This window comes from Microcoleus sp. ARI1-B5, from assembly GCF_036705795.1.
In the GTDB taxonomy this organism is placed as follows: domain Bacteria; phylum Cyanobacteriota; class Cyanobacteriia; order Cyanobacteriales; family Microcoleaceae; genus Microcoleus.
In genome coordinates, this window is the sequence record NZ_JAUBVK010000001.1 from 366,428 (window position 1) to 392,441 (window position 26,014).

General features: G+C 45.7%; 24 protein-coding genes. 13 read left to right on the top strand and 11 right to left on the bottom strand.

Features of this window, described 5'->3' with window-relative positions; genetic code table 11:
• Positions 1 to 36: 36 nt before the first annotated feature.
• Positions 37 to 711 (bottom strand): acetoacetate decarboxylase family protein, encoded by a 675-nt coding sequence (locus QUB63_RS01670; RefSeq protein ID WP_332943024.1) that lies wholly within the window; start codon positions 709 to 711, stop codon positions 37 to 39.
• A gap of 205 nt (positions 712 to 916) precedes the next feature.
• On the opposite strand from QUB63_RS01670, the gene QUB63_RS01675 reads away from it, so the two are divergent.
• The 4 genes from QUB63_RS01675 to QUB63_RS01690 all read left to right on the top strand — a co-directional run bounded on the left by QUB63_RS01675 (position 917) and on the right by QUB63_RS01690 (position 3,965).
• Complete coding sequence (locus QUB63_RS01675; protein WP_332943025.1) at positions 917 to 1,579, top strand: glycerol-3-phosphate ABC transporter substrate-binding protein; 663 nt, start codon at positions 917 to 919, stop codon at positions 1,577 to 1,579.
• 206 nt (positions 1,580 to 1,785) lie between these two features.
• On the top strand, positions 1,786 to 2,640 hold the full coding sequence (locus QUB63_RS01680; protein WP_332943027.1) for a hypothetical protein: 855 nt from the start codon (positions 1,786 to 1,788) through the stop codon (positions 2,638 to 2,640).
• Positions 2,637 to 2,777: a hypothetical protein gene (locus QUB63_RS01685; RefSeq protein ID WP_332943028.1), complete on the top strand. Its 141-nt coding sequence runs from the start codon at positions 2,637 to 2,639 to the stop codon at positions 2,775 to 2,777. Before QUB63_RS01680 ends, QUB63_RS01685 begins: the two co-directional genes overlap by 4 nt.
• Positions 2,778 to 2,789: 12 nt before the next feature.
• Positions 2,790 to 3,965 (top strand): sulfotransferase family protein, encoded by a 1,176-nt coding sequence (locus QUB63_RS01690; RefSeq protein ID WP_332943029.1) that lies wholly within the window; start codon positions 2,790 to 2,792, stop codon positions 3,963 to 3,965.
• Positions 3,966 to 4,223: 258 nt separating this feature from the next.
• Here QUB63_RS01690 and QUB63_RS01695 read toward each other — a convergent pair whose 3' ends face one another.
• The 3 genes from QUB63_RS01695 to QUB63_RS01705 form a co-directional block, all read right to left on the bottom strand.
• Complete coding sequence (locus tag QUB63_RS01695; RefSeq protein ID WP_332943030.1) at positions 4,224 to 5,705, bottom strand: S-layer homology domain-containing protein; 1,482 nt, start codon at positions 5,703 to 5,705, stop codon at positions 4,224 to 4,226.
• Positions 5,706 to 5,891: 186 nt separating this feature from the next.
• Positions 5,892 to 7,997 (bottom strand): M10 family metallopeptidase C-terminal domain-containing protein, encoded by a 2,106-nt coding sequence (locus QUB63_RS01700; protein WP_332943031.1) that lies wholly within the window; start codon positions 7,995 to 7,997, stop codon positions 5,892 to 5,894.
• A 134-nt stretch (positions 7,998 to 8,131) separates the two neighbouring features.
• Complete coding sequence (locus QUB63_RS01705) at positions 8,132 to 8,806, bottom strand: polysaccharide deacetylase family protein (protein WP_332943032.1); 675 nt, start codon at positions 8,804 to 8,806, stop codon at positions 8,132 to 8,134.
• Positions 8,807 to 8,886: 80 nt separating this feature from the next.
• On the opposite strand from QUB63_RS01705, the gene QUB63_RS01710 reads away from it, so the two are divergent.
• The 6 genes from QUB63_RS01710 to QUB63_RS01735 all read left to right on the top strand — a co-directional run bounded on the left by QUB63_RS01710 (position 8,887) and on the right by QUB63_RS01735 (position 13,531).
• Positions 8,887 to 9,180 carry a DUF433 domain-containing protein gene (locus QUB63_RS01710; RefSeq protein ID WP_332943033.1) on the top strand — a complete coding sequence of 98 codons (294 nt, stop codon included), beginning with the start codon at positions 8,887 to 8,889 and terminating at the stop codon, positions 9,178 to 9,180.
• Positions 9,177 to 9,548 carry a DUF5615 family PIN-like protein gene (locus QUB63_RS01715; protein WP_332943034.1) on the top strand — a complete coding sequence of 124 codons (372 nt, stop codon included), beginning with the start codon at positions 9,177 to 9,179 and terminating at the stop codon, positions 9,546 to 9,548. The genes QUB63_RS01710 and QUB63_RS01715 overlap by 4 nt, the downstream gene beginning before the upstream one ends.
• Positions 9,549 to 9,722: 174 nt before the next feature.
• The gene (locus QUB63_RS01720) at positions 9,723 to 10,490 is read left to right on the top strand and encodes a ChaB family protein (RefSeq protein ID WP_332943035.1); all 768 of its coding nucleotides are present in this window, start codon (positions 9,723 to 9,725) and stop codon (positions 10,488 to 10,490) included.
• Positions 10,491 to 10,638: 148 nt separating this feature from the next.
• Positions 10,639 to 11,898, top strand: coding sequence for an NAD(P)/FAD-dependent oxidoreductase (locus QUB63_RS01725; protein WP_332943036.1), 1,260 nt, complete (start codon positions 10,639 to 10,641; stop codon positions 11,896 to 11,898).
• Positions 11,899 to 12,047: 149 nt separating this feature from the next.
• Positions 12,048 to 12,761, top strand: a complete 714-nt coding sequence (locus QUB63_RS01730; protein WP_332943037.1) for a hypothetical protein — start codon at positions 12,048 to 12,050, stop codon at positions 12,759 to 12,761.
• A complete protein-coding gene (locus QUB63_RS01735) occupies positions 12,758 to 13,531 on the top strand; it encodes a class II aldolase/adducin family protein (protein ID WP_332943038.1) in 774 nt (257 codons plus the stop codon). The genes QUB63_RS01730 and QUB63_RS01735 overlap by 4 nt, the downstream gene beginning before the upstream one ends.
• 126 nt (positions 13,532 to 13,657) lie before the next feature.
• Here the strand turns inward: QUB63_RS01735 and QUB63_RS01740 are convergent, their stop codons facing one another.
• The 4 genes from QUB63_RS01740 to QUB63_RS01755 form a co-directional block, all read right to left on the bottom strand.
• Positions 13,658 to 14,656 (bottom strand): Rpn family recombination-promoting nuclease/putative transposase, encoded by a 999-nt coding sequence (locus QUB63_RS01740; RefSeq protein WP_332943039.1) that lies wholly within the window; start codon positions 14,654 to 14,656, stop codon positions 13,658 to 13,660.
• Between the two features lie 36 nt (positions 14,657 to 14,692).
• Complete coding sequence (locus QUB63_RS01745) at positions 14,693 to 15,592, bottom strand: Rpn family recombination-promoting nuclease/putative transposase (protein ID WP_332943040.1); 900 nt, start codon at positions 15,590 to 15,592, stop codon at positions 14,693 to 14,695.
• A 55-nt stretch (positions 15,593 to 15,647) separates the two neighbouring features.
• Entirely contained in the window at positions 15,648 to 16,394 is a 747-nt protein-coding gene (locus QUB63_RS01750) for a HEAT repeat domain-containing protein (protein ID WP_332943043.1), read from the bottom strand.
• A 344-nt stretch (positions 16,395 to 16,738) separates the two neighbouring features.
• The gene (locus QUB63_RS01755; RefSeq protein ID WP_332943044.1) at positions 16,739 to 17,254 is read right to left on the bottom strand and encodes a GNAT family N-acetyltransferase; all 516 of its coding nucleotides are present in this window, start codon (positions 17,252 to 17,254) and stop codon (positions 16,739 to 16,741) included.
• 345 nt (positions 17,255 to 17,599) lie between these two features.
• Between QUB63_RS01755 and QUB63_RS01765 the strand changes: the two genes are divergently transcribed.
• Both QUB63_RS01765 and QUB63_RS01770 read left to right on the top strand, forming a co-directional pair.
• A complete protein-coding gene (locus QUB63_RS01765) occupies positions 17,600 to 18,970 on the top strand; it encodes an Mbeg1-like protein (protein ID WP_332943046.1) in 1,371 nt (456 codons plus the stop codon).
• A gap of 232 nt (positions 18,971 to 19,202) precedes the next feature.
• Entirely contained in the window at positions 19,203 to 20,561 is a 1,359-nt protein-coding gene (locus QUB63_RS01770) for a calcium-binding protein (RefSeq protein ID WP_332943047.1), read from the top strand.
• 376 nt (positions 20,562 to 20,937) lie between these two features.
• On the opposite strand, the gene QUB63_RS01775 is transcribed toward QUB63_RS01770, so the two are convergent.
• Positions 20,938 to 22,311, bottom strand: a complete 1,374-nt coding sequence (locus QUB63_RS01775) for an MFS transporter (protein ID WP_332943048.1) — start codon at positions 22,309 to 22,311, stop codon at positions 20,938 to 20,940.
• Positions 22,312 to 22,608: 297 nt separating this feature from the next.
• The gene (locus QUB63_RS01780; protein ID WP_332943049.1) at positions 22,609 to 24,231 is read right to left on the bottom strand and encodes an Eco57I restriction-modification methylase domain-containing protein; all 1,623 of its coding nucleotides are present in this window, start codon (positions 24,229 to 24,231) and stop codon (positions 22,609 to 22,611) included.
• Between the two features lie 171 nt (positions 24,232 to 24,402).
• On the opposite strand from QUB63_RS01780, the gene QUB63_RS01785 reads away from it, so the two are divergent.
• Entirely contained in the window at positions 24,403 to 25,587 is a 1,185-nt protein-coding gene (locus tag QUB63_RS01785) for a DNA cytosine methyltransferase (RefSeq protein ID WP_332943050.1), read from the top strand.
• On the opposite strand, the gene QUB63_RS01790 is transcribed toward QUB63_RS01785, so the two are convergent.
• A complete protein-coding gene (locus tag QUB63_RS01790; RefSeq protein ID WP_332943051.1) occupies positions 25,584 to 25,880 on the bottom strand; it encodes a hypothetical protein in 297 nt (98 codons plus the stop codon). The genes QUB63_RS01785 and QUB63_RS01790 overlap by 4 nt on opposite strands.
• Positions 25,881 to 26,014: the final 134 nt, after the last annotated feature.

The following is a 26,014-nucleotide window of genomic DNA, read 5'->3' on the forward strand; positions in this document are numbered from 1 at the left end:
GAGTAAAGCGGGCATTGCCAGCCCTACCAATTCCAACTAATAACTGAATTCAGCGGCTCTGTTCCCTACAACTTCCGGCACACCTGCGGCTAAACGCATATCTTCGCAGGCAACTGTTAGCAAGGGCTGACCTAAATTCAAACTGGCAAAATGACTTTCTCGATCTATTTCTAATTCGCCTTTAATCAAACCGACGCGAGACTGAAATTCTCCTTTAAACAATAGCAAATTGCTGCTTGATACGCTGAAAACATTTCCGCTCAAAGGCAGCGGTAAGGCTAAACTTTGTTTGCTGTAATTGAGATTGCACAGTTGACGGTTTCCTTGGCTAACTCTGACGCGGTAGCCTAGCGGTGATGCTTTTACCGAATCGCTGCCTTCCCAACTAAATTGAGCTAATTCTTTAGGAAGTCCCCAAATTTCGCGCCCGCCAGCTACTGAGTTATGATTGTCTACGTAGATGTGGGAAACCCAAGCGCCCCATTTCCCTGCATAGCTGGCGATCGCGCTAACTACAATTAACTCATTGTACTCCATCACGGAACCCAACCCGTAGGAGGATATATAAATGCCGCCTAGCGTTTTCCCCGGCAACAAAGAGACAATTTCTAACTCTGAGGGAACCAAGGGGCGCACGAGTGCCACATCTACCAATTGTAAAGTCCCAACAGCATAACCTTGCAGATTCCAAGGTGCAGGTGGATATACCATTTTAAGTGATTTTATGTCTGATATTTTATATTTATTTTAGCTTAGCGCCTCAAAGAGCAACAGTTTTTTGTATTTCTTCACAAATTCTTAGTAATTTTACGTATAAAAAAGATTAATGTGTTGATTGTCGGCAAACAGTTGACATTCGAGAGAAAGTTAAATATGGTCTATAAGAGTGAATATTTAGAAGGAAACCTAAACCTGTATGCTGACATCTTACAAGCGAGATGTTTTCGATAGTTTAGAGCATTTTTTCACGGCAAGAGACCTGCTGGAACAAGCCCAAGACAACATGACCGAACTGGGTGCTGTTATCCGCCGTCACGGCTTGCAAAAGCAGGTAGGTATTTGCTTGCTTCACAAACACTTTGACCTGTGGGATAACGAAAGGTTGGTCGAAGAGTTTGACGGCAACAATGCTTATGTCAAGCCGACGGCAGAATACAGCGATGCTATTCCGTATATGTGGAAGGTAGAACAAAATCAAGTATCAGGTGAATGGGTTTGGTTTCCCTTAGAATTTGTCCGCGTTACTGAAGCTGTATCGCCAGCAGTAGAACGCTCAGCAGCAGTTGTCAGCAACTCGGAATTTCTCAATGAAATTGCAGCTAAACTGTCAGAATTGGGGATGACTGGAATGTTGGGCATCAGCATTTTGCACCGAGATGCAATTAAGGTTGCTGAGGGCGAAATTTTGGTAGAAAGCACAGACGACGAAGCCCGCGTCTTGACTCTTTCTTCAGTTCCCCGCCAAAATGTCGATCGCGCAACTTTAACACAAACTCTCTGGCAGTTTCCCAATGCTGAAGGGTTTGAGGTTGGGGCGATGTGCAGTCACTGCACTCACTGCACACATTGCACTCATTAGGCAAAATTGCCAAAGGGTAAAAAGTTCGATCGTTCTGACTTCAATCCTAAAAATTTCGTATATATGTAGGGTGCGCACAGCGCACCTTACCGCTATAAGTAGCGCGTCAAACCACTTTTTACCTAAGTCCTGAAACTGAAAAGAAACGACTAAAGTCCTTACTACGAACTGGGTTTTTAGTAAGTGCGATTAATAAATATTAAAGAATGTCCAATCTCCGTCAAAGTATAGTAATTTATCACTGTCAAAATCTGGAGTCGGAAGCGACAGAAACAGAGTTCCCAATTCCCAGAGTGCGGTTGAGTTCCGGCACGCAGCTAGCTGTTGACACTGCGCCCGATCGCATTCAGTATTGTGAAGGTGCTTTTATGCCGAAAGAACCTTGGAGGGAACCGACACCCGCAGAGTCGGCCCTGCTTTGGGTTGATGAACCGCCGCCGCACTATTCGGGTGTAGGAATTGTGCGTTTACCTGCGGATGTTTTGGCTTTGTTTGCTGATTCCGGTATCTCTTCGCTAACAACTCCGCGACAGGTTGCTGAGTTTAAATCTCAGGAAAGATGCGGACAGATACTCGATCGACTAATTGACTATTTTCAGCCTTTTTGTCTTTCCGATGCGCCGCCAGTTATCAGCGGTATGGGAGGCCGGCAGCCGGGATTGAGTACGGCAACAATTGATAACAAACGCGGTTGTCGCAACGGTTTGCATACTGATAGTTGGGACAATCGGCCGCTGGCTAAAAAGCAGGAGGCTACTAATCGGATTTGCGTGAATTTAGGGCGGGATAGCCGTTATTTTTTGTTTGTGAATTTGACGGAGATGGATATTTTTGAAATGCTGGGATGTTCTGATTCCGATGTTGGGAAACCTTGGACGCGACAGTTAACTTATGAGTTTATGCAGCGCTATCGGGAATATCCGGTGGTGAAGCTGAGAATTGCACCGGGCGAGGCTTATATTGCACCGACTGAAAATATGATTCACGATGCTTCTACTGCTGAAATGAAGCACTTGGATGTTAAGGTGATGATGCGCGGTTATTACAGGATTCCAGTATGAGTTTTGCCGTTAGCGAAGCCCTCGGAGAGGATCGCACTTTTAAAGATATTTTTACACATACCCAAAACAATGGGGAAAAATTGCATATTTTGGGCGGTGCTCAAAGCCCACCCCACAAAAATTTGATTGTTTCTTAAAATACAATTTAAATGCAGCACAGCTTAAACGATCGCGAAAAATTGCACTCGGCGATCGCCCTTTACGAAAATGCGATCGCCCAAAATCCCAATTCGCCCTCAGCTTACCACGATTTAGGAAAAGCCCTGCAACAAAACGGGCAAATTGCCGAAGCCGTCGCCTGCCACCAAAAAGCCATTCTCCTGCAACCAAACTTTACCGCCGCTTACTTCCCGTTAATGTACGCGCCCCTGCCCAAAAATTCTCCTCTCATTGACGGTTTGGTGGCTCTTTACCGCGAAGTTATCGAGATTTTGCCAAATTTTCCATTAGCGTACATTAACTTAGCTGTAGCGCTGAGCAAGCAGGGAAAAATCCAGGAGTCGAGATCGCTTTTTCAAACCGCAGTCCGCCTGCAAACTGTAGCATCTCGCCCGGAACTGTCCCAAGTTGAATGGAATTCAACCGCATTGCGCGAACCCGATTTCATGATAATCGGTTCTCCGAGGTGCGGCACAACTTCTCTCTACAAATATATCACTGCGCACCCTCAGATTTTACAGGCTGCCAATAAAGAAATCTGTTTTTTTTCAGAACATTTCAACAAAGGATTAGCTTGGTATCAAGCGCACTTTCCGCCGCAAATAGACGCGCATCATTTTTTGACAGGAGAAGCAACTCCGACTTATCTGACTCACCCGCTAGCTGCGGAAAGATTGCACGAGTGTTTGCCAAAAATCAAGCTGATTGCGATTTTGCGAAATCCAGTCGCTCGGGCTTTTTCGCACTATCAAATGCTGGTGAGGCGCGGTACTGAACGCAGAAGTTTTGAAAAGGCGATCGGTGTTGAGTTGCAGTTGCTTGATGGCGCAACAGAAACAAGCTTAGAAGATAGAAATTATTGGAAAGACTGTCACTACATTTACAAGAGTCTTTATGCTTCCAGCCTCAAACAGTGGATGAAATTTTTTCCCAGAGAACAGTTTTTAATTTTGCAGAGTGAAGAATTTTATGCGAATCCGGCTGCAACACTCAGCCTAGTTTTTGAGTTTTTAGATTTGCCAGATTATCAACTCAGCGATTACAAACAATATAACGGTGGTAATTATCAGCCTGCGGATGATGTTGTCTGTCAGCGATTGCGCGAGTATTTTCAGCCGCACAATCTAGAATTAGCCGAATATTTGAACAGGGAATTTAGCTGGTAAAAACTAGAGGAATTATATCAAATCACTTCACTTCAGTCCAGTCCGCCAGGGGTTTAAACCCCTGGCTAATAGCTAAAGTCCTCGCTCAGAGGACTAATCAGTTGACAATTCTTCTTCTCAGTCCTCATAGCGAGGACTTTAGCTTTGAGGCAGGGGTTTCAACCCCTGCCGGACTATCCGCGTTCATCTGCGGTTAAAAAACTCCAAACCTACTTACTCGCATATCCTGTGTTCACCTGCGGTTAAAAAACTCCAAACCTACTTACTCGCATAACCCGCGCTCACCAAAAACTCGCGCAACTTCCCAAAGAATTGAGTGCGATCGCGCCCTTGATAAACTTTGTCCAACAATTGCCAACCTTCCGCCTCCTGGCCCGCGACATACTTGCTCGCCATGAAGGCCGCCAACACCCCTTTCACCTCTGCATCTTCGCTCGATCGCTTCCGAGATTCCAGCCACAGCTCAGCAGAACTCGTGTATACTTCCACCGGATACTGCTTGGTAACATCTTCCATTTTACCTTGGCGGTACTGCCAAATTTGCAGCGGCAAGCGAGAATCGGCATAATTTGTAAAAGCCTCTGCAAATCGCCCGTCTAGACTCTTGAACTCCGGGATATCATTTTTGCCAAAATCGACTATTTCGTAACTCACATTGCCCCAGAAATGCTTGATGTGCGTGTATTTCTTGGCCGCCGAATCGTAGCGGTAAATAAACGAATAATTGCAGCAGCGAACGCCGCTGTTGATTGAGACTAAATCTGCCAGCACTTCCGGTTCTTTGTCGCCGTCCAAATCGCGGATTCGCACCGATAACAAACGCCCTTCGGATACTTCATCGCTGGCTTTTTTGTCGGGATTGTCTGCTAGAGAACGAGTCGGAATTAGCACTGGTTCTTCTAATAAACTTTGACCGTCGCGGATGATTTTGATGCGGATATTTTTAGCATTTTCTGCTTCTTTCACGAAAGAAACTTCTGCCCTAACTTTCCCAGACTCCGAAATTTCTGTGGTTCTGGGCGGGCCGATATCCGGCGGAACTTGCGCGATGTATTGCGAGGGAACTAGGGCTGTTTGTCCGGGTTTGGCGATCGCCTGACACAGAAAAGTTGCTACTTCGGCGCGAGTAGCATTGCGTGTAGGTTCTAGCTGTTTGACGGCGGGATAATTGACAACGAGTTTTTTTTCTGCAGCGGCGGCGATCGCATTTCTCGCCAGTTCGGGAATTTCCCGCGCATCTTCAAAAGTCGCATCCAAAATCTCAGCCGCAGGCCCTGCAGGCGTATATTTCAAGCCGCTGCTTAAAGCTACCAAAACCTGCCAGCGGGGAATGTTCAAAGTCGGGTTAAAAATACTGCCGCTGTATCCGGATAGAAAACCCGTCTGATAAGCTTCTCTAATTGGTTTATAACCCCAGTAGTTCGTGGGGATATCTGCAAAGTCGATCGGATTGCGGACGGTTTTCGCATCAGGAAAAGCCCTGCGCAGCATCGCCGCAAACTCAGCGCGGCTGACTGGGCGGTTCGGGCGAAAAGTGCCGTCTTCGTAGTAGCCGCTGATGATTTTTTTCTCTGCTAATTCTTCAATGCAAGCTTGAGCCCAATGGTCTTTAACATCTTTAAATTTGGCTTCTGCCAATGCCGGCGCTACATTCAAGCCTGGAAACACTAAATTCCCGATGATTATCCCCAGGGCTACCACTAAAGCGATGACAGCTTGACGTTTGTGCGATCGAACCATATAACAGCCTCCTCATAATTCGCAAATATACCAAAACCTACAGCACTTATGCACTCATATTAAAGAAACCGGCTTTGATGGACGAAAATCTTTGGCTGTAGCCCTCAAATTAGGTGAAAAACCCGGTTTATTTGGTGGGAATGCGTAAGTCCTATTGTAAAAAACCCTCGTTTCTGACTATCTCTGCTAAAACAAAGCAGCAGTAGCGCCTGATACACGGAAGCGTGGAATAGAATAGCTGATAGCAACTTTGTCACCTGCGATCGCGATGTTATCCCCAAAGGAACTAGCTGGTTGAACATTACCCAAAACGGAACCAAAGTCTGTACCCAAATAAGTCTCGATCGGGTTTCCTGTGTTACTGTTAAAGCGATATACAGCGCCTTGAGACTCGTAGGAGCTGGCTCCAATCAGAATCTCACTGCCTGTAACTGCCAAGCTACCTCCGAAACCATCGTTTGTGTATAAGTTGGAATCGGGTTGGTTTGGGTTGGAAAACTTTCGGATCAATGAGCCTGTATTGCCGTCAAACAGGTACGCTGCACCCCTACCGCGATCGGCAAATGGCGCTCCTATGAGAATATCGTTACCAACTGCTGCGATCGCCTTGCCGAAAGTAGCACTATTGTCGGCAGGATCTGGGCTTGGCAAAGTTTGGAGGAGTTGACCGCTGATGCTATCGAACAGATAAACTGCTGCATTCATGGAAGCTTCCGACGGTTGTTTTGATTGGGCTGCGATCGCAACTTTGTTTCCGACAGCACTTGCATATTCAACCGGAAAAAGATTTCTAGGGATGGGACTAAAAAAGCTTTGCAGTAGCCCGCCTGTATTGGAGTCAAACACGTATGCAGGAGCAACTTTTTGATAACCCAAAGGTAAGTCTGGAGTAGGAGAAATCAAGACGTTGTTACCCACAAAGGCGACTTTTCTATCAGTGCCGGAGCTAAAAGGTTTGGTATCCCCAGTGCTGAAGCTTTGCAGTAGTGCACCTGTATTCGTATCAAACAGGTATGATTCGTTGCCGCCAGATGAAATCAGGGCTTTGTTATCAGCTATAGCGACGTTGTTACCAAAGAAAACAGAATAAGTAGGTGGATAAAAAGTCTGGAGCTTCTTCCCCGTATTGGTATCAAACAAGTAAGCATTTCCTGGGGATTTGTAGTTAATGCTTATGCTTCCGAGGAGCAGTCGATTGCCGTCGGCTGCGATCGCATTGACGAAATCGAAGGTTTGAATCGGAGAGGGTGGGTTGCTATCGTCTAGAACTTTTAATGTAGCTGTATTCTGCGTGCTAATATTCGTGATGCCCGTAGGTTCGGTCAATGTCAGCAAAGCCGATCGAGGATAATGACGAATTGCATCATCGACTAAAGGAATATTAATAGTTTTAGGTGTAGTGTCTCCAGCGGCAAAATTGACCGTACCTAACTTGACTGGAAAAAAGGCAGCATTTAAGTTTGATGGCCGCAGGTTTGCCGCAACAGATGGATTGGTATAATCCAGCGTTACTGTGGCGCTGACAGCAGTGTCACTGCCGTCCGTGCGAGTCACGGTGACAGTTTTGGAAACACTGCTTTCATTGGTTATGAAATCATTGGTGCTAAAGGCTAACGTGCCGGGAACAATAAAGTCCGATCGCTCTAAACTGCTACTGCTAACATCTTGTAAAACTGCCAAAAACTCCCCTGTATCTTGCTGAATTACAGTATCGTTTGAATTTTGGGAGTCCGGCAAAATTCTGATATTTTCAAACAGAAGCCCATCTGCTAAGGCAATTTTATCCTTGCCTTTGTCAAAATCAGTAATGGTATCTGCTAGAGCAACAGTAGAACCGCCGAGTTTATTTGTGAGTACAAATACGTCATTGCCTTCGTCTCCGGTGAGAGTATCTACACCAATATCGCCGTTGAGAGTATCGTTGCCAAGGCCCCCAAACAGTGCATCGTTACCTTTTCCTCCCCGCAAAATGTCGTCGTCGGCTAAACCGAAGAGATCATCGTTGCCTACTTCGCCTTTGAGCAAGTCGTTACCATTTTCTCCTACCAGCGCATCGTCACCTTTGCCACCGTAAAGTGAGTCGTTGCCGTCATTGCCAAAAATGCGATCGTCACCAGCATTTCCTAGAATCAATTCTGCATCTGAGGAACCCGTTACAGTATCCCCTCCAGCTAACAACCACGCGCCACCTGGAAAATTAGCAAGCTGTCCCACGGAAAGCGTAAGATTTTCCGATGTGTCGTCTCCTACCAAGCGCGGCGGGTTATAAAAAGTGTCTGCTTTTAGTGCCATCTTCGCGTCCTCTTTGCTAAATTGAACTTTTGGCAAGAAACCGGAGTTTTTAATCGCAATACTTGCTGAAAACCCCTGAATCTCGGTTAAAAAACCCGGTTTCTGTGTTCGGAGTGGCGATCGCACTGACACCATCAGGCAGAAACTTGTTCCCAAAGGCGATCGACTGTTACAAATTTGTAACCTTTATACAAAAGCAAGGGAATGATTTTATCAGCCGAAGCGGCAACATCTTCGCCGCCGCAATAGCCGTCGTGCAGTACAATAATTGAACCGTTTTCTGTTTGCTGCACGACGCGACTGATAACTTTCTTCACCCCCGGCCGCACCCAATCTTCCGGGACAACACTCCACATTACCGGGCGATATTCCCACTGTTTCAATAACTCTAATGTTCGCGGCGTAAAAATGCCGTTCGGAGGCCGCACGTCGCGGATTAATTTTGGGTCTAAATCGCAAGCTTTGCTAATTGCTTTTTGCGTGTCTGCTAAACTTTGTTTTAGTTCGTGGGTTTTGAGTTTGGCAAAGGATACGTGCTGGTAGCCGTGGAGGCCGATCCAGTGTCCGCGATCGCATACTTCTTTAGCCGTTTCTGGATGCCTGTCCACGCAAAATCCCAGCCAGAAAAAACTCGCTTTGATGTCGTATTTATCTAAAACTTTTAGCAGTTGAGGTGTGTGCAGCCGGTGCGGCCCGTCGTCAAATGTTAGGGCAATTTCTCGGCTGTTGATATCTCCCGTCCACAGGCATCTGGGAAAAGCTGTTTTGAGAATGGGATGAACGACAGGAAACAAAGGTGCTAGTGGCATTGGTTAATGTTGCGAAAGTGCGATCGGGTAGAAATGAAGCTGCGTTACAATAGAATAAAGTTAACTCAATCGAGGTAAATATGACAACTGCCGTTGATATTGGAACGCTAATTATCCGCACGCCGGGAACTTGCGGCGGCCGCCCCCGCATCGCAGGAACTAGAATTACAGTAGAAAACATTGCTATTGATTTTAATGCCGGGATGACTCCACAACAAATCATTGATGAAATACCGCACTTGACTTTAGCACAAATTTATGCAGCGCTCACTTACTATTACGCGAACAAGGAAGCAACGGACGCATCCATAGCAGCTTACTATGAAGAGTATGACCGTTTGGAAGCAGAATATATGGCAGGTAAGCTATCGTGAGCCGAATTTGTTTATACATGGATGAGGATATTCTCCAACGCTCGCTGATACTCGCTCTGCGAACTTCTGGTGTAGACGTGATAACTACCTCGGACGCTAACAAGCTTAGCTGTTCAGATGAGGAACAACTCATCTGGGCAGCAGAGCAAGGGCGTGCCATATACAGTTTCAACACTAAAGATTTTTGTCGTTTGCACAGTACCTTTATTTCCGAAGATATCGGTCATGCTGGAATTATTATGGGTGTTCAACAGCGGTACTCGATTGGCGAGCAGTTGCGGGGTTTTTTCAACTTGATTGCTGCTAAGTCAGCCGAAGAAATGATCGATCAATTGGTATTTCTAGCCGAGTACATTAGAGCTGAATAAAAGCCTAAAATAACCGCTAGCACCGGAAACTACCAGCCTCTTTAACCCCTTTGATATAGACTCAATCTACCAGCAGTCGCTCGACCTCTACCTCAAGATCGATGCGATCGCCCTACAGTGTCCTCATATACTAAAAACAAGCACAAATAATCGACAAACCATCAAGGAGGAACAATGACAGAGGAATATCTAGCAGAACGCACAGTTTCAGCCGTATTTAAGGAAGAAGAACAATTAGACGGCGTAATTCGGCGGTTGCTCGATCGGGGAGTCTCCCGCGACCACATTTCCGTAATGGGCAAAAACTTTCAGTCCAAAACTAAAATTGCTGGCTTTCTGACTAAAAAAGATGTGATTTTAGGAGGCCTGAGAAGCGGCGCGATTTTTGGTTCCTTATTCGGTTCTTTTTTGGGTTTGCTAACTGGCGTCGGCGTGCTGTTTATTCCCTTTGTCGGTGCAGTAGTATCCGCAGGCCCGCTGGGTGCTGTATTATTGGGTGCAGCTAGCGGCGCGATCGCAGGTTCGGCCGGTGCGGGCTTAGTTTCGGCATTAGTCGCTTTGGGAATGCCCGAAGACAAAGCAACTATCTATCAAACCCGCGTCGAAGCAGGCGAATTTCTCGTGATGGCCGAAGTTCCCGCAGATAAATCTGGCGAATTTCAACTCCTGCTTGAAAGCGCAGGCGGCGAAGAAGTTTCAGTTAGCGAAATGACGCTACCGCGCGCTGTAAAAGGTCGCTGCAACAGTCCGGCTGACTTGTCTCCAGAAGTGCGATCGCACCTGTCGGAAGCAGCACAAAAAACCTTTATGGAATCCTACAACGCCGCATTTGACGAAAGCAACGACTCGATCCAAGCAGAACACACCGCCTGGGACGCCATTCACAAGGAGTACGAAGAAGATGAAAGTGGCGTTTGGACTAAGCCTTTAGCAAAAGTCTAGTCCCCTGACAGTGGTAAACTAATAAAAGATACCATCTAGCCTCTAGAACTTCGGTTCTAGAGGCTTTGACAATTGGGTTTGTCCCACTTGCGGGGCGGCAAAATCCCATTGTGAACCAGAATAAGCGAGAAAAAATTTGTCCGATCGAATGCTAAAAATTACAGTCATAGGTGGCGGTGCAGCAGGTTTTTTTAGTGCAATTACCTGTGCCAAAACCTATCCGCAGGCCCGCGTCACTTTACTAGAAGCGGGCCGCCAAGTCCTGGCAAAAGTTCGCATCTCTGGCGGCGGACGCTGCAACGTAACTCACGCTTGTTTTGACAGCGGTGTTTTAGTGCAGAATTACCCCAGAGGAGGGAAAGCTCTGCGCGGTGCTTTTACTCGATTTCAACCCCGCGATACTGTAGAATGGTTTGCCAGTCACGGCGTGAAATTGAAAACAGAAGAAGACGGGCGAATGTTTCCGATTACAGACGATTCGGCGACAATTGTTAACTGTTTGATCCGCGCCGCTGAGGATGCAGGCGTGAAAATTCGCACCGGCGATGCAGTCGTTTCAGTAAAGAAATTACCGGGGAATACCGCAGAGGGCGGGCCCGAAGGCAGCGCCCCGACATTTACAATTGAGTTGAAATCGGGGGAGACATTGCGGTGCGATCGCATTCTTCTCGCTACAGGTAGCAATCCCTCCGGTTTCAAGTGGGCAAAAGACTTAGGTAATACTGTAGAACAGCCCGTTCCTTCTCTATTTACTTTTAATATTTCCGACAGCAGAATCAAAGATTTAGCCGGGGTTTCTGTTCCTAATGCTAAGGTGAAATTGCCTGGTGCTAAATTAGAACAAAGCGGACCTTTGTTAATTACTCACTGGGGTGTCAGCGGGCCTGCTGTACTCAAACTTTCGGCTTGGGGTGCGAGATTTTTGCACGATCGCCATTATAAGACTTCTGTGCTGATTAATTGGCTTCCCCAGTACAATGCGGAGGTTTTGCGGCAGCAACTCCTAGGGGTTAAATCGCAGTTGTCGCACCGATTAATCGTCTCTAGCTGTCCGTTTCCGATGCCGCACCGCCTTTGGGAACGTTTGACAAGTGCGATCGGCATTGATGACCAAAAACGCTGGGCCGACTTATCTAACAAAATTCTCGATCGCCTTTTACAAGAACTCGTCCAAGGCGAATATCAGATTGCAGGAAAAGGCGCATTTAAGGAAGAATTCGTCACTTGCGGCGGTGTCAGCCTCAAAGAAGTTGATTTTAAGACAATGGAAAGCCGCCGCTGTCCCGGACTTTTCTTTGCTGGCGAAATCTTGGATATCGACGGCGTGACGGGCGGTTTTAATTTCCAAAGTGCGTGGACTACGGCGTGGTTGGCTGGAATCGCGATCGGCAAATCAGCCGATTTTTGATCGATCGAGGTTTGGGACTTGCGATCGGGCGATCGGCTTGCCAGTATTAAATTTTGTGTTATTTTTGAAGTAACGCGCACTAAATGTGAGTCAACTTCAGCCTGTAAACAAAATTCGCAGTTTTGCAAAGTTAACATCGGGTGAGAGACATGAAAAATTTGAACCTACCAACCCTAAAGTTCGATCGCAACCTTGACAGCCATCTTGACTCACCTTTCATCGAAAAAAATGGCTTGCTGGAATTCAACCCCAAATTTATCACGCCCGACTTTTTAACAACCTGGACGTTTGAAACACACCTGTATTGCGAACCAGTTGCGATCGACCACTTTGTCATCACATTTCCCAGCCGCACCGCCCTCGAAAACTACGCCAAATCTTTTGGGCCCTTCGGCGCCACAACAGTCGAAGGCCCCGACTTATTCCCGATCAACTTTTGTTCGGAAAACATCAATGTTCCCTCGGATTTGTGGCTGCATTTAATGACCTTATTAATGCCAGCCGGCGGCTTAGTAGTATTGGATGCGCCCCACGCAGCCGGCGACCAAAAAAACCGCTTCCAGGAAGAAAGAGGATTAGCAGCAGTTCACCACGTCGCGATTCGAGTCGAAAACGTGCAGAATGCTGCTACAATATGGCAAAACAAAAACTTTCAACCGCTGTCCGATCGACCTTTAGACTACGGCTCATTAACCCAGTGGTTTCTGCAAAACCCCGCCGGACAAATCATCGAATTAATCGAACGGCGTCCGGGCAATAACGCCACTTTCGACTGCAAAAACATAGCAGGCCTCCGCCTCAGCGAATATGAAACAATGACTAATGACGGCAGGACTAATCACCAATTACCAAACAGCTTATGATTGCAGTAAAAGTTCCAAAAGTTACTTTTCAACCTCCAACATTCAACTCAATTGAAGAAGAACGCCGCCACCGCAAACAGCGTTTAGCTGCCGCACTCAGATTATTTGGTCGCTTCGGATTCAGCGAAGGAATTGCCGGACACATCACCGTCCGCGACCCCGAACACCTGGATCATTTCTGGGTCAATTCCTTTGGAATGCACTTTAGTTTAATTCGAGTCAGCGACCTAATTTTAGTCAACCACAAAGGCGAAGTTGTTGAAGGAAACAAACCCGTAAACGAAGCAGCATTTGCCATTCATTCGCAAGTGCACAGCGCCCGCCCCGACGTAATCGCAGCAGCCCACGCCCATTCTCCCTACGGCAAAAGTTGGTCGAGTCTCGGCCGCCTGCTTGACCCGCTGACGCAAGATGCTTGTTCTTTTTATGAAGACCAAGCTTTATTTGACGACTACACCGGTGTTGTTTTGGAAATCGAAGAAGCTAAACGCATCGCCAAAACTTTAGGTGACAAAAAAGCAATTATTTTACAAAATCACGGACTGTTAACAGTCGGTCAAACAGTAGATGAAGCAGCTTGGTGGTTTATTGCAATGGAACGTTCTTGTCAAGCGCAGTTAATGGCCGAAGCAGCGGGAAAACCCATTCTCATCAAGCCTGAATGTGCGCGTTTGACACAGCAGCAAGTAGGCTCGCACCGCATGGGATGGTTTAGCTTTCAACCGCTTTACGACATGATTGTGCGCCGGGAACCAGACTTGTTAGATTAGCCGCTTTGATATTATCCACAATAAAATTGGTTCGTAGTTTCGTAGTAAGGACTTTAGTCCTGATTGACTCATAGAGAAGAAGAGAACTAAAGTCCTCACTACCAACTTAATCACTTTTTTAGAGATTTATCTAGAAGCCGATTCAAGCCAAGCAATCAAATCCTCTTGATTGGTAAAATCCAACAAAATTTCACCTAAATCATCCAATTGTTCAGGAGATAGCTGCTGGATGCGAGTTTGAATTTCCGGCGAAATCTCACCAGTTCGTCGCGCAATTAGACGCATGATTAATCCTGTTTGTCCCTCAATTACGCCTTGTTGGAGACCTTGTTGGAGACCTTGTTGGAGACCTTGCTGGAGACCTTCTTGTATGCCCTCTTGGCGACCTTCTTGACGACCTTCTTGACGACCTTGTTCTATCCCTTTAGTAATAGCACCTCGCTGGTCTTCAAAAAACATTTCCCGTTTTTCAAATTCCACTAATTCCTTAACGCTTAAATTAGCCCTGTTCGCAATGGAGAAAGCTGTTTGAATCTCAGGCATTGATGCAAACTTTTCGGGAATTTCATCGAATTGAGGAGCATTCTTGATAAAATAAATCCAGCTTTGAATCAGGTTTTCCACTTGTTCGAGTTCTGTGTTGAACTTGGGTAGTTCGACAAACACTAATTCAATTTCTCTGTTGTAATACTCAAAGTTTTCTTCCAGTTCTTTGAAAACAAAATGTGTGAGAAATTTCGGGGAATTCTCAAACAGAATAAAATCGGTAATTGTCAAGGCAATCAAAGGATTTAATTTTGAGTAGCCTTCCCTCGGTTTGAGTTGAGTTGCGTAGGTTTTGGCTGCATTATAGATGACGCGCTTGGTAAAAGCTTCTACATTAATTACCTGCATTTCGATAATGACAGTTTTGTTGCCTGTAATTTTGGCTTTGACATCCAGGTAAGTGTCTTTTAATCCAGTCACACTCGGTGCGCTGTAAGGATCGATGATTTCTAAATCTTCAATGGTTGGCTGTGCATCATAGAGCATAGCATTCAGGAAGCTGATCAAAATGTCTTTGCTTTGGGGCGAAGCAAAGATCTTTTTGAAACCAAAATCTGTTTTGGGATTGATGAAAGGCATAATGGGTAATTGAGCGATTGTATGGTCGGTAAAAATTTACTTGGAAGCCGATTCAAGCCAAGCAATCAAATCCTCTTGAGTGGTAAAATCTAACAAAATTTCACCTAAATCATCCAATTGTTCGGGAGATAGCTGCTGGATGCGAGTTTGAATTTCTGGCGAAATCTCACCAGTACGCCGCGCAATTTGACGCATAATTAATTCTATTTGCCCCTCAATTCTACCTTCTCGACGACCTTTAATTACAGCACCACGTTGGTCTTCAAAAAACATTTCCCGTTTTTCTAATGCTTGTAATTCCTCAAGGTTTAAATTTGACCTGTTGGCGATGTTAAAAGCTGTTTGCATTTCAGGTACTGATGCAAATTTATCCGGTATTTCCTCCAGATCGGGAGCATTTTTGATAAAATAAGCCCAACTTTGAATCAAACCTTCAACTTCTTCTAATCTTTTATTGAATTTGGGGAGTTCCAGAAAAAACAACTCTATTTCTCTGTAATATTCGATGTTTTCTTCAACTTCTTTAAAGACAAAATGAGTGAGGAATTTCTCTGTATTTTCAAACAGAACAAAATCGGTAATTGTTAAAGCAATCAAAGGATTTAATTTTGAGTAGCCTTCTCTCGGTTTGAGTTGAGTTGCGTAGGTTTTGGCTGCATTATAGATGACGCGCTTGGTAAAAGCTTCTACATTAATTACCTGCATTTCGATAATGACAGTTTTGTTGCCCGTAATTTTGGCTTTGACATCCAGGTAAGTGTCTTTTAAACCAGTAATTGTCGGTGCGGCGTAGGGATCGATGATTTCTAAGTCTTGAATGGTCGGCTCTGCGTTGTAGAGCATGGCATTCAGGAAGCTAATCAACACTTCTTTGTGCTGGGGCGATGCAAAGATTTTTTTGAAGCCAAAATCTGTCTTGGGATTGATGAATATCATAATTGGTAACGGCTAAGGGGTAATTGATAAACGGTGTTTAATTGTGAAAATTTCCTCATAACAGTCCTTCCATTTCTAAGTCTTCAATTATCTGCAAACCGCGCGGATCGCCGACTCGCAAGAGCGAAGATTTAGCATCTTCCCGCACGCCCATATCTTCATCTTCTTCTAATGCTTCAATTAAAGCGTCGATCGCCCCAGCGTACACTACATTATTCGGCAACTCCCGCGCCAGTTGCCCGATCGCCCAAGCGGAGTTACTTCGCACGGCAGACACAGCATCTCCCCGCAGCGATTCAATCAACGGCGGAATCGCAGCAATTACGACATAGTAACCAACTTTTGCCATTTGACCCAGAGAACTCGCCGCCCACAAACGCACCGCCGAAATATCAGTTCTCAGAGCATCAATTAAAGATGGCAAAGCGCGGGGATCGCTGCAATTTCCCAGGGCCCAAACTACCCCTTTGCGAACGTAACCGTTCCAATCGCGGTTGAGCTGAAGAATCAGCGGTTCCACAGCATCGGGACTCGGATTTCGCCCCAACGCATAGGCCGCGCTCACCCGCACCAAGGGGCAACCGTCTCTCAACAAATTAATTAAATGCGAAATCGCGCGATCGTCCTGGAGTTCGCAAAAAGCCCGCGCCGCAATCATTCGGTGCTGAGGTTCCGGCGATTCCAGCAAAGGCAGCATTTCTTCTGGATCTGGCAGCGGGGGTTCGGATTCGTCAAATTGATCCAAAGGGCTTTCCAGTTCCGTGTCAATATCGAGGGCGTTGGAATAGTCGTTATTGTTCATAAAAAAACTTTACCGCACAGAGGATGCTCCGAGTGCAACTCAGTCAACGGTCAATAATTGTAGGGTGCGATCGGGCGCACATGACTACAAACAAATACCTCTGCTGTTACCTAAGTTTGATCGTTCGGACGAAGAGTCCTCCATAAACTTCGCAGTGAGGACGAATAGTCCCGATCATTTGGATGAATCAGAACTCAAGTCCTGACTACAAACAAATATAGTGGTTCTCAATTTCGGTCAAGCACGAGCGATTGCTTTATTACCAATTACCTTTTTCCCCATTACCCATTACCCATTACCGTCTATACCTCGCCGTCCTTGAGAATGGCTATACTTCTAGTTTTTCAAAGAGATTTTATCATCCAGACAGAATGACTCTCATAGCCTAATTTTTGATAGAGATTCATCGCAGGCTGATTGCTCAAAAAAACTTGCAAACCAATTTGTCGATCGCCCCTTGAACGCGCCCAATTTTCCGCATGAATAACTAAAGCTGCCCCGAGTCCCTGACGGCGGTGTTCCGGTGCTATGTAAAGCAGGAAAATGTGACCGTGGCGTTCTCCAGTGGTTTGGTCGATCGCATTTCCCAACCACAAACATCCGACAACAGATTTGGGATTTAGAGACCCCTCGGGCAGCCCGGAAAAACTTTCTGCCTCAAAGGGGTTGTTTTTCAGGCACTCTACCCACCAAACCGGCGTCTGGTTAGAAAAATACTGCTCGACAGTTTGAGCCAAATGTCCCAATTCCCGATCCGGGTAAAGCTCTCTGTAAGTATGGTGGAGGAACTTTAGCAGTTTTGCGCGATCGAGTCCCGATCCCGATCGCAGCCCGTAGCCCGGTATCAACAGCGCCGACATCAGCGGATTCGGACAGGGAGAGGGGAATAATTTAGCCCCAAGAAAATCGGATTCACTCCTCCCGCTTGATGAGGCGGGATCGCTTCCTCAATCGGTGCCGGGGCAGCCATGTCAGCCGGCAAAAAGATGCGAGCGCTGACTGCTACCAGAGCCACGAAAAATACTAATATCGCTATCAATGGAGCAATATATTGACGAATGATAGTCATAACCGCAAAAAATTGATTCTTGAGTTGATACGATCGAGTGTACCATACAAATCTTGTCAGTTATAATCGCTGGCATTGGACAACTAGCTCAATCCGAGAGCGATCGCAAATACCAACCCACACACAATAAAATATTATGAGTGCCTCGCCTGCTGTTTATGAAGCTCTCGCCAAGTCAATTATTTTTTTGAATCAAAAGCCGAACGCGCAAAATCAAGTTTCGCGCTTCCTGGACACTAACGGCTACTATATCGATCGCATATTCGACGACAAAGAAACCGGATTTTATGCGATCGGCTTCGGTTCCTCCGACCCCCAAAAACCGCCCGTCCTCGTATTTCGAGGTACAGATTTCATCGACGGCGACGCTATGTTTTCCGCCTCCCGGGACATCGGCTTACCCGAATTTGAAAAAAACAAAGATAATGTCAAAAACTGGCTCACAGAAATCGGTCAAGATACTGCTAAAAACCCCAGCAAGTTATTGCCCGATGTCGTCGGGCACAGTTGGGGCGGAGCGATCGCTCAAATTGTAGCGAGCGAATATACATCTATCACCGGCGATATCTTTACTTTCAACTCTCCCGGAGTCTCAGCGAGTACCGCCAGCAATTTTCGGAAAAATCTCAGTAGGGCAGGCAACAAAAATGTCAGTCACTACATTGTCAGCGGAGATATTGTCAGCTTGTTTGGCGAAGCATTTATACAGGGAAAAGTATTTCTCCAAACTTTTACTGACCCGAGTATTAATCCCTTAACTGTTTTGGCAAAACACCGAACAGAAAATTTGTTAACTGCTCCGCCAGCGGGTTTTTTCCAGAGGCAAATTTCCCTCCAAGACTTAAACAGTCCCGACTTTGCTTATAACAACAACGACTCAGATTTTAACGAGTTTATAGCTGCGCTAAATTTTCCCCTGGCAAATGTGTCAGTAGCAATCAGAAATAGAGCGGGTGCAGAGAGTTTGAGAACAGCCCCAGAATTTTCTTTTGTGGACTTAATCAGACAAATGCAATTCGGTTTAGCTCCTCTGCAACCGAATTACTTATTAGGCGACGATCGCAACAATGCTGCTAGCGGCGGCCCTGGAGAGGATACAATTATCGGCAACGGCGGTAGCGATACTCTCAGAGGCAATAGAGGTAATGACAGCATCATCGGCGGCGGTGGCGACGACTTCTTGTACGGCGGCAGAAATAACGATTATTTGGAAGGCGGCGACGGAAACGATTTGATTTCCGGCGAATTTGGTAACGATTTTTTAATTGGTGGCGCAGGGCGCGATCGCTTTGTATTAGAATCCGGTGGCGGAGCAGATGCGATTGTCGATTTTCAAAAGGGTGAAGATTTAATTGGCCTATCGCGGGGTCTAACTTTCCCTCAAATTATTGTTACCCCAAGTGTTGACGGAGCTGTAATTACTATCCCGATTACTGGAGAAATTCTGGCGACTGTCAGAGGCGTGTCGGCTAACGACCTGACGCGACCGGATTTTGTGCAGATTTAATGGATAAAAAATGGTAGTTTGGGTAGCGCAAAAACAGCAAGTTATTGGGCAAAAATCTTTTTTAGTGTGTGTTTTTTGCTCTTGCGAAATCCGCTGCCACAAGCCGACTATTGGCTGATTTAGGAACGCGCAATCGGAGAAATAAATATTGTTGATCAACCTAATTTACTGTAAAATGAGTGGAGTAGCTTAAAAAGCCAATCCCAATCAAACGACAGGAAATAAAAAGAATATGCCATCCTCCCCCGCCGCTTACGAAACTATAGCCAAGCAATTAGCTTACATAGATAACAACCCCCAGTTACAAACTGTAGTTCAAGCTGGTTTGACGGCAGCCGGCTACCGAATCGATCGCACCTTTGACGATCCCCTAACTGGATTTCACGCGATCGGCTTAATTTCCACCACCCCAGACAAACCGCCCGTATTGGTATTTCGCGGCACCGACTCCCTCGTAGACGATATTGCCAACGGAGACAAGCGCGGCGTCGGTTTCAACCAATTTGAAGCCAACAAACAAGCCCTAGGAACTTGGCTGACACAGATCGGTCAAGATACAACAAAAAACCCCCGACGCTTGCCGCCAGACCTTCTCGGGCACAGCTTGGGCGGCGCCATAACGCAGCTAGCAGCCACAGAATTCACATCTGCGATCGGAGATATTGTCACCTTTAATTCTCCCGGAATTGCTCGGAGTACAGTCAATACTTTTACGCAGAAAGCCGGCGCCGGCAAGAATGTAACTCACTACGTTGTTAGCGGAGATTTTGTGAGTTTAGGGGGAGAAGCTTTTCTGCCAGGAAAAGTTGTTTTGCAAACATTTACTAACCCGATTATTAACCCGTTACTGGTGTTAGACAAGCACACGCAAGCAGGCTTATTAACAACTCCTCCTCCCGGCCTGACTCAGGCAGAAATCTCGGTCAACCAGTTGAGCAGTCCTGACTTTACTTTTACAGATTCAGATTATTTAGAGCTGTTAGCTGGCTTAGAATTTGCGCTGCCGGAATTAGGAGAGGCATTGCAATCGCGCAGCAGTTTAGAGCAATTGAGAACCGCTCCGGGAACCTCCTTTATCGGAAACGTTGTGGCAATAAAAACTGCTCTCGATCCGTCGCAAATTAATTATTTATTGGGCGACGCTGCCAACAATACAGCCTCAGGTTTTGCCGGGGAAGATTTTATCGTTGGTAATGGGGGAAACGACACTCTCAGCGGCAACAAAAGCAACGATATTATCAGCGGTGGCGCCGGCAACGACCTGCTATTCGGCGGCAAAGGAGATGACAATTTGAATGGGGGAGACGGGGACGATACCCTCGTTGGCGGAGTGGGTGCGGATCTCTTAATTGGCGGGGGTGGACGCGACGTATTAGTGTTAGGAACAGGCGCCGGTACAGATACACTTATAGACTTTCAACAGGGTCAAGATTTAATCGGTTTGACTAGAGGTTTGAGCTTCAACCAACTGAGAGTTACTCAAGGCGATATTTCCACAACGATCGAAATTGCCAGCAGCGGCGAAGTTCTTGCCAGTATTACCGGCATTCCAGGGAGTCCGCTAACAGCTAGGGATTTTATTTCGATTTAGTTCGCGGCTGACAATACAGATATTATACCAAATCCGGGTTCCCAACCCCCTCGATCATTTCACCCTTGTAGGGTGTGTCGCCTGAGAAAAATTATCGCTGTAGCTCCAGATTAAACGAGCGACGCACCATGCAACTTATCGCCGGGATGAATAACCCGGATTTGGTATTAAGTAGGGACACAACAATGTTGTGTCCTCTATTTTCTGGAGTCAACTAGGAACGTCAGTCGATTTTAGATTTTAGATTTTAGATTTTAGATTTACTCCATAGATGAATATAAGAGCTTGAACTTTGGTCTAAAATTTTGATTTCTCCACGACTTAAGTCTGCGCCTTGTATCCGTTGTTCGGCGGGTTCTCAACAGATGCAATTTAATTAATCTGGATCGTCCAATCCAGGTCTGGGCATGGATACTAATTTTTTCTCATCCTCTAGCGGCAAAAAGAAAATCGTCAGCATACCGGGAATCACAGCCAGTGAACTGAACAAGAAATAATTTTGATAGCCGAGTCCTGCCTGTAAGTAGCCGCTAAAAACCCCAGGAATCAGCACTCCTGCTGCCATAAAAGCCGTTGTAATCGCGTAGTGGGATGCTTCGTATTCGGGCCGGACAGTCCGCATTAAGAACACTGTATAGGCAGCTACGCCCAGTCCGTAAGTGAATTGCTCGATCGAGTTTACGGCATAAGCCCATTCAATCCCCGGTTGATTGATTGCCAACATCCAATACAGCAAGTTAGTCGAATTTTGCAGAATTGCCGTCGGCCACATCCATTTTTTCAATCCTTGTGTAGCAATCAAATAGCCGCCCAGCAACCCTCCGATTAACAGAAAAATTACCCCAACAGTACCCGACAGCAAACCCATCTCCGACGTAGAAACAGCTAACCCTCCTTTCTCAACTTTATCCATTAAAAAAGGAGGAGCCATTTTAAATGTTAAGGCATCGCCCAATCGAAAAATCAAGACATAAGTGACAATCCAGCCAATTTTATCTTGCTCGAAATAGGTTTTAAATGCCTCGATAAAGCTCGTTGTCTGCTGGGGTGCGCCGGCTTCGAGAGCATAATTTTTGGGATAGGGAAGATACCAGCGCTGGAACAGATAAATCAGCACAAATATAATGGCACAAATGCCAAACGCTGTCGCCCATCCATATTTAAGTGCAGACACGCTAAAAGATGAACCCAAAAGTGACAACTGAATGTCCTGATATATTTTGGTATCGCCAGTATTTCCGGTTACTAAATGCTGTTCTGCCAGTTTCCCCGCTAAAAACACCAATACACCGCTGCCGGCAATGACTGCGCCCCTGTAGGCGGTGTTGCGAACGCCGACAAATAGCGCTTGTTTGTCTTTATTCAGAGCGTTTAAATAAAATCCATCAATGGCGATGTCGTGAGTAGCTGACACAAAGGCGATCGCCGTAAAGAGCACAAGTGATATAATAACAGGTTCCGGCGTTAATACACCAAAAGCCAGCAACGCAAACAGAAAAATAGAAATAATTTCCGTTGTTAAAATCCACTTGCGTTTAGTGGAATACAAATCAACGACGGGCCCCCACAAACCTTTTAATACCCAGGGAAAAGACAACAGACTTGTCAATCCGATCAGCTCGTTGCTGGTTCCCATACCTTTCAAAAAAATCACCGACATTAAATTAACGACGGTGTAAGGGAGACCCTGAGCGAAGTACAATACTGATACCCACAATCCATCGATCGGTTTTTTTTCCATTGCAGACATATTTGGGCTAACTACTGAGCTGATTTACTGATTTGATTTACTGAGTGCGATCGACAATTTCCGGTCAATTAAACTGGTGCGATCGCAGTATATGCCATTGCGATGCCAGCCGCAGCCATATAAACAGTCTATTTTACCATCATGTTAAATTGCCTGCAATCAAAGCTGTTCGCAGTGATGACTTTAGTCCTCATAAAATCAGAGGACTAAAGTCATCACGATCAAACTAATGCTGTTCGCAGCATCGGAATGCAAGTTCTCATCAAATCACAGGACTTGCATTCCGAACGATCAAACCTAATATTCATCAATGCGGTTTTTGATTGTCATCGGGCTATTTTCTAACGGATTCGTCGCGTTCAGCAGTTGTCTCTCGACAAGTTCATCAATCTCCCGCTGTGTAGGAAATATTTCTCCTATTTGAGCGCCAACTAAAAGTAATTGCTTTAAATTAGGATACTTCAAATTACGCAAATCAGTAGCATTAACTTGAGTGTTTCCGTTGAACAGTCGGAAAAACGCATCTACCAAACTCGAATTTAGATAAACTGTCAATCCGCGCGCGAGGGTGAGGTCTAATCCGCGTCCCTGTTGGTGAAAATAATTCAAATGGTTCTCAAAACCAACGCTAGAACTATTAATTTTGTTGGCATTCCAGACAACTGCAACGATTCGCTTTTTCTCTTCCTTTGACGAGAAGCGCTTGGTCAAAACATAATGTTCGTTAGGTACAAGCTGTGCAGCAGTTTTTTCCGTGACTGCTAAAGCTTGATGTTTTTTCGTGGTAGTGGGATATTCAACACAGCCAGCCGAGAAATGTGCTGGATAGATCAGCGGAACAGTACCGTTTTCTGGTTCTAGCCGCAAGTCCGATCGCACGCGGAAATCTACAACTTTCCCGGTAGAAACAGTTAAGTCTAATTCATCGAGAGTGCCAGTAAATTGAGCCATTTGCTCGACTACTTCCTGGCTGACAGCATCCGGTAAAATCCGAATAAATTGCTCGGAATCGTTGGGATTGATTAGAGCGGCATAAGGCAGTTGGTGAGACAAAATTAGCTCGTCGCCAACGCCATTGCTTGAGGTAATCATTACAGTATCGGGCTTTTCTCTTTGTTTCGTAGCGCGCACAATAATAGTTTCTTGCAGCACCGCATCATCGCGAAATATTTGCTGTCGCGATTCAAAGATGTGTATTTGGCGTAAAGCCATCATTTGCAGGAAGACTTGGCGGAAATCTCGAAAGTATAAACCGTTGCAAAAGCTGCGGGGAGTAATCGATACTAATTCACCGTTTGGTTTCAGCAGTTTAGCTGCTGCAACTGTGAAGCCGGCGTAGAGATTGCTGGTTTCTACTCCTATAGAACGCAGCCAGGTGCGGACTTGGGATTTAGCGTCAATCTTTGCATAGGGAGGATTGATAATTGCATTGGTAAATTCCTGTTTTACTTGCTTTGTAAATAGACTGGGCTGCAACATATCGGCGCTGTCTTGTATGAAATCCATTTGACGAATTTCACTGGTAAAATATATCCCCAAACCCTGACATTCAATCCTGCACAATTCTAAGGTTTGTTTGAGGTAATCAATCAAAATAATGTCTATTTCATAAGCGGTAACGTGCAGGCTGCGTGGCTTGTTTTGGCGCTGGCAAAGTTCGCAAACAACGGCTGCTAACAGGGAACCAATACCTGCGCCGGCATCTAATAGAGATATATCTGAACACTTGAATTCAAACATTCCAGCCATCAAACTTGCCACGGAGGAAGGTGTTAAAAATTGTCCTTTTTCTCCCCTCTGGCTTTGCTGCAATTTTTGGGTTGCTTCTAAGCGTAGGATGTCTACTCGATCGAGTAAATTGCTGGCTGTTGTCTTGCTGTCACCCGGAAGGGCTAGGGTTTGAAAGTGGGGTGCTGTCATTTGTTGATAAAAGTCTGTGAAGCGTAGCTATCCCGAGCGTGAATCGCCTGTTCAGTCTATTGTCGCCTAAACTGGCACCGATGTGCGAAAATGTCAAGCACAGGCGAAAATATATAACTTTTGCGAAAGTATGTTGACTGTTCATATAGTTCTATCAGGAGGTAGCTAACGATGACAAAAACTCAAACCAAGCGTTTTCCGCGCAGCCTTGACTTGTTTTGCGGTATGGGAGGGTTAACTCTGGGTTTTAAACGTGCTGGCATCCAAGCGATCGGCGGCATAGATTACTGTCAAAACGCCAAACAAACTTTTGAACGCAACTTATCTCCACTTCCCTGTCTGGTATCTGACTTAACCCAGACAACCGTTGCCGAAATAGAGGAATTATTGAAAATTTCGGCCGCAGAAATCGACATTATTACTGGGGGAGTACCATGCCAAGGATTTAGCACCGTTGGCAAGCGAGAAAGCGCCGATCCTCGCAATTCTTTATGGCGCAATTTTCGCGACTTGGTGGCAGAAATTCGTCCTGCTTATGTGATTATCGAGAATGTTGAAGGAATGCTGGTAATGCAGGGAGGCAAAGTGCGCGATTCAGTCATTGCTAGCTTTGCTGATATCGGCTATCACATGAAATGTCGCCTTTTAAAAGCCGCTGACTACGGCGTACCCCAACTGCGAAAACGTGCTTTTTTTATAGGTTGGCTTGATGGATTGCTGCCGCCTGAGTTTCCCGTGCCCAGTTCTCACTATTATGTGACTGTAGCTGATGCAATTTCAGATTTACCGCCATTAAATGCAGGGGAAATATGTAAATTTTACCAAAGTGAGCCGCAAACAGACTATCAAATAGCTAGGCGTAAAACCACCAATGTACTGCTACATCACGAGGCTGCCAATCATTCACAAAACTTAATTGAAATTCTGAAGCATATCCCAGATGGAGGAAACCGAAAGTCAATTCCCGAGATCCTTCAACCAGCCAGCGGTTTTCACAATAGCTATGCTCGACTAGCTAGTAATAAACCAGCTATTGCTGTAACTTCTAACATGAGAAAACCTTCGTCTGCACGAGCCACTCATCCAACCCAGCATCGGGGATTGACTGTCCGCGAAGGATTGAGGTTGCAATCTTTTGATGATGATTTTGAGGTGATTGGTTCGAGAACATCGCAGTATATTCAAGTCGGAAATGCCGTACCCCCACTACTCGGATTGGCGGTAGGCAAGGAAGTTGTCAAGGCTTATCAAAGTCACTCAGATGAGGAAATTGTTAGAGCGCGATCGCAACCAATCAAATCGCTGAATGCAGACCTAAACTTTCCCATTCAGCTTGCTCTTGAAATCTCAGTTTAACTTTGATAATAAGTAAGAGAGTTGTGTTCGGGGTCTCGATCGCGAATAAATCCCAGCAGCCTGTTAACCGCACTAGGATTTTGTTCGATGTGAGCAAGATAGTGAAGCATTTCATGCACGGCTGCATCCTGCTTTTGCCAATCCCAGATCATCACGGATTTAATGAGATCGTCTTGTGCGAACGAAATGATACCGCTGTCGCTAAGTACAGAACTCGCTTCGCCGTCTATGGAGAGTACAAAAGCCACACCAAGAATTTGATTGCCTGTTACTTGTTTCTGGAAACTTCCCAATTGTTGCTTGAGGTTTTTCAGGGAAATGTGGCAGTCTTTTACTTCTATTGATATTTCTAGATCCAGACCGTAATAACAGTCAATATCTCCAAAACGCCGCTGTCTGGACGAACCTGTGCGTACCTTATCAACGA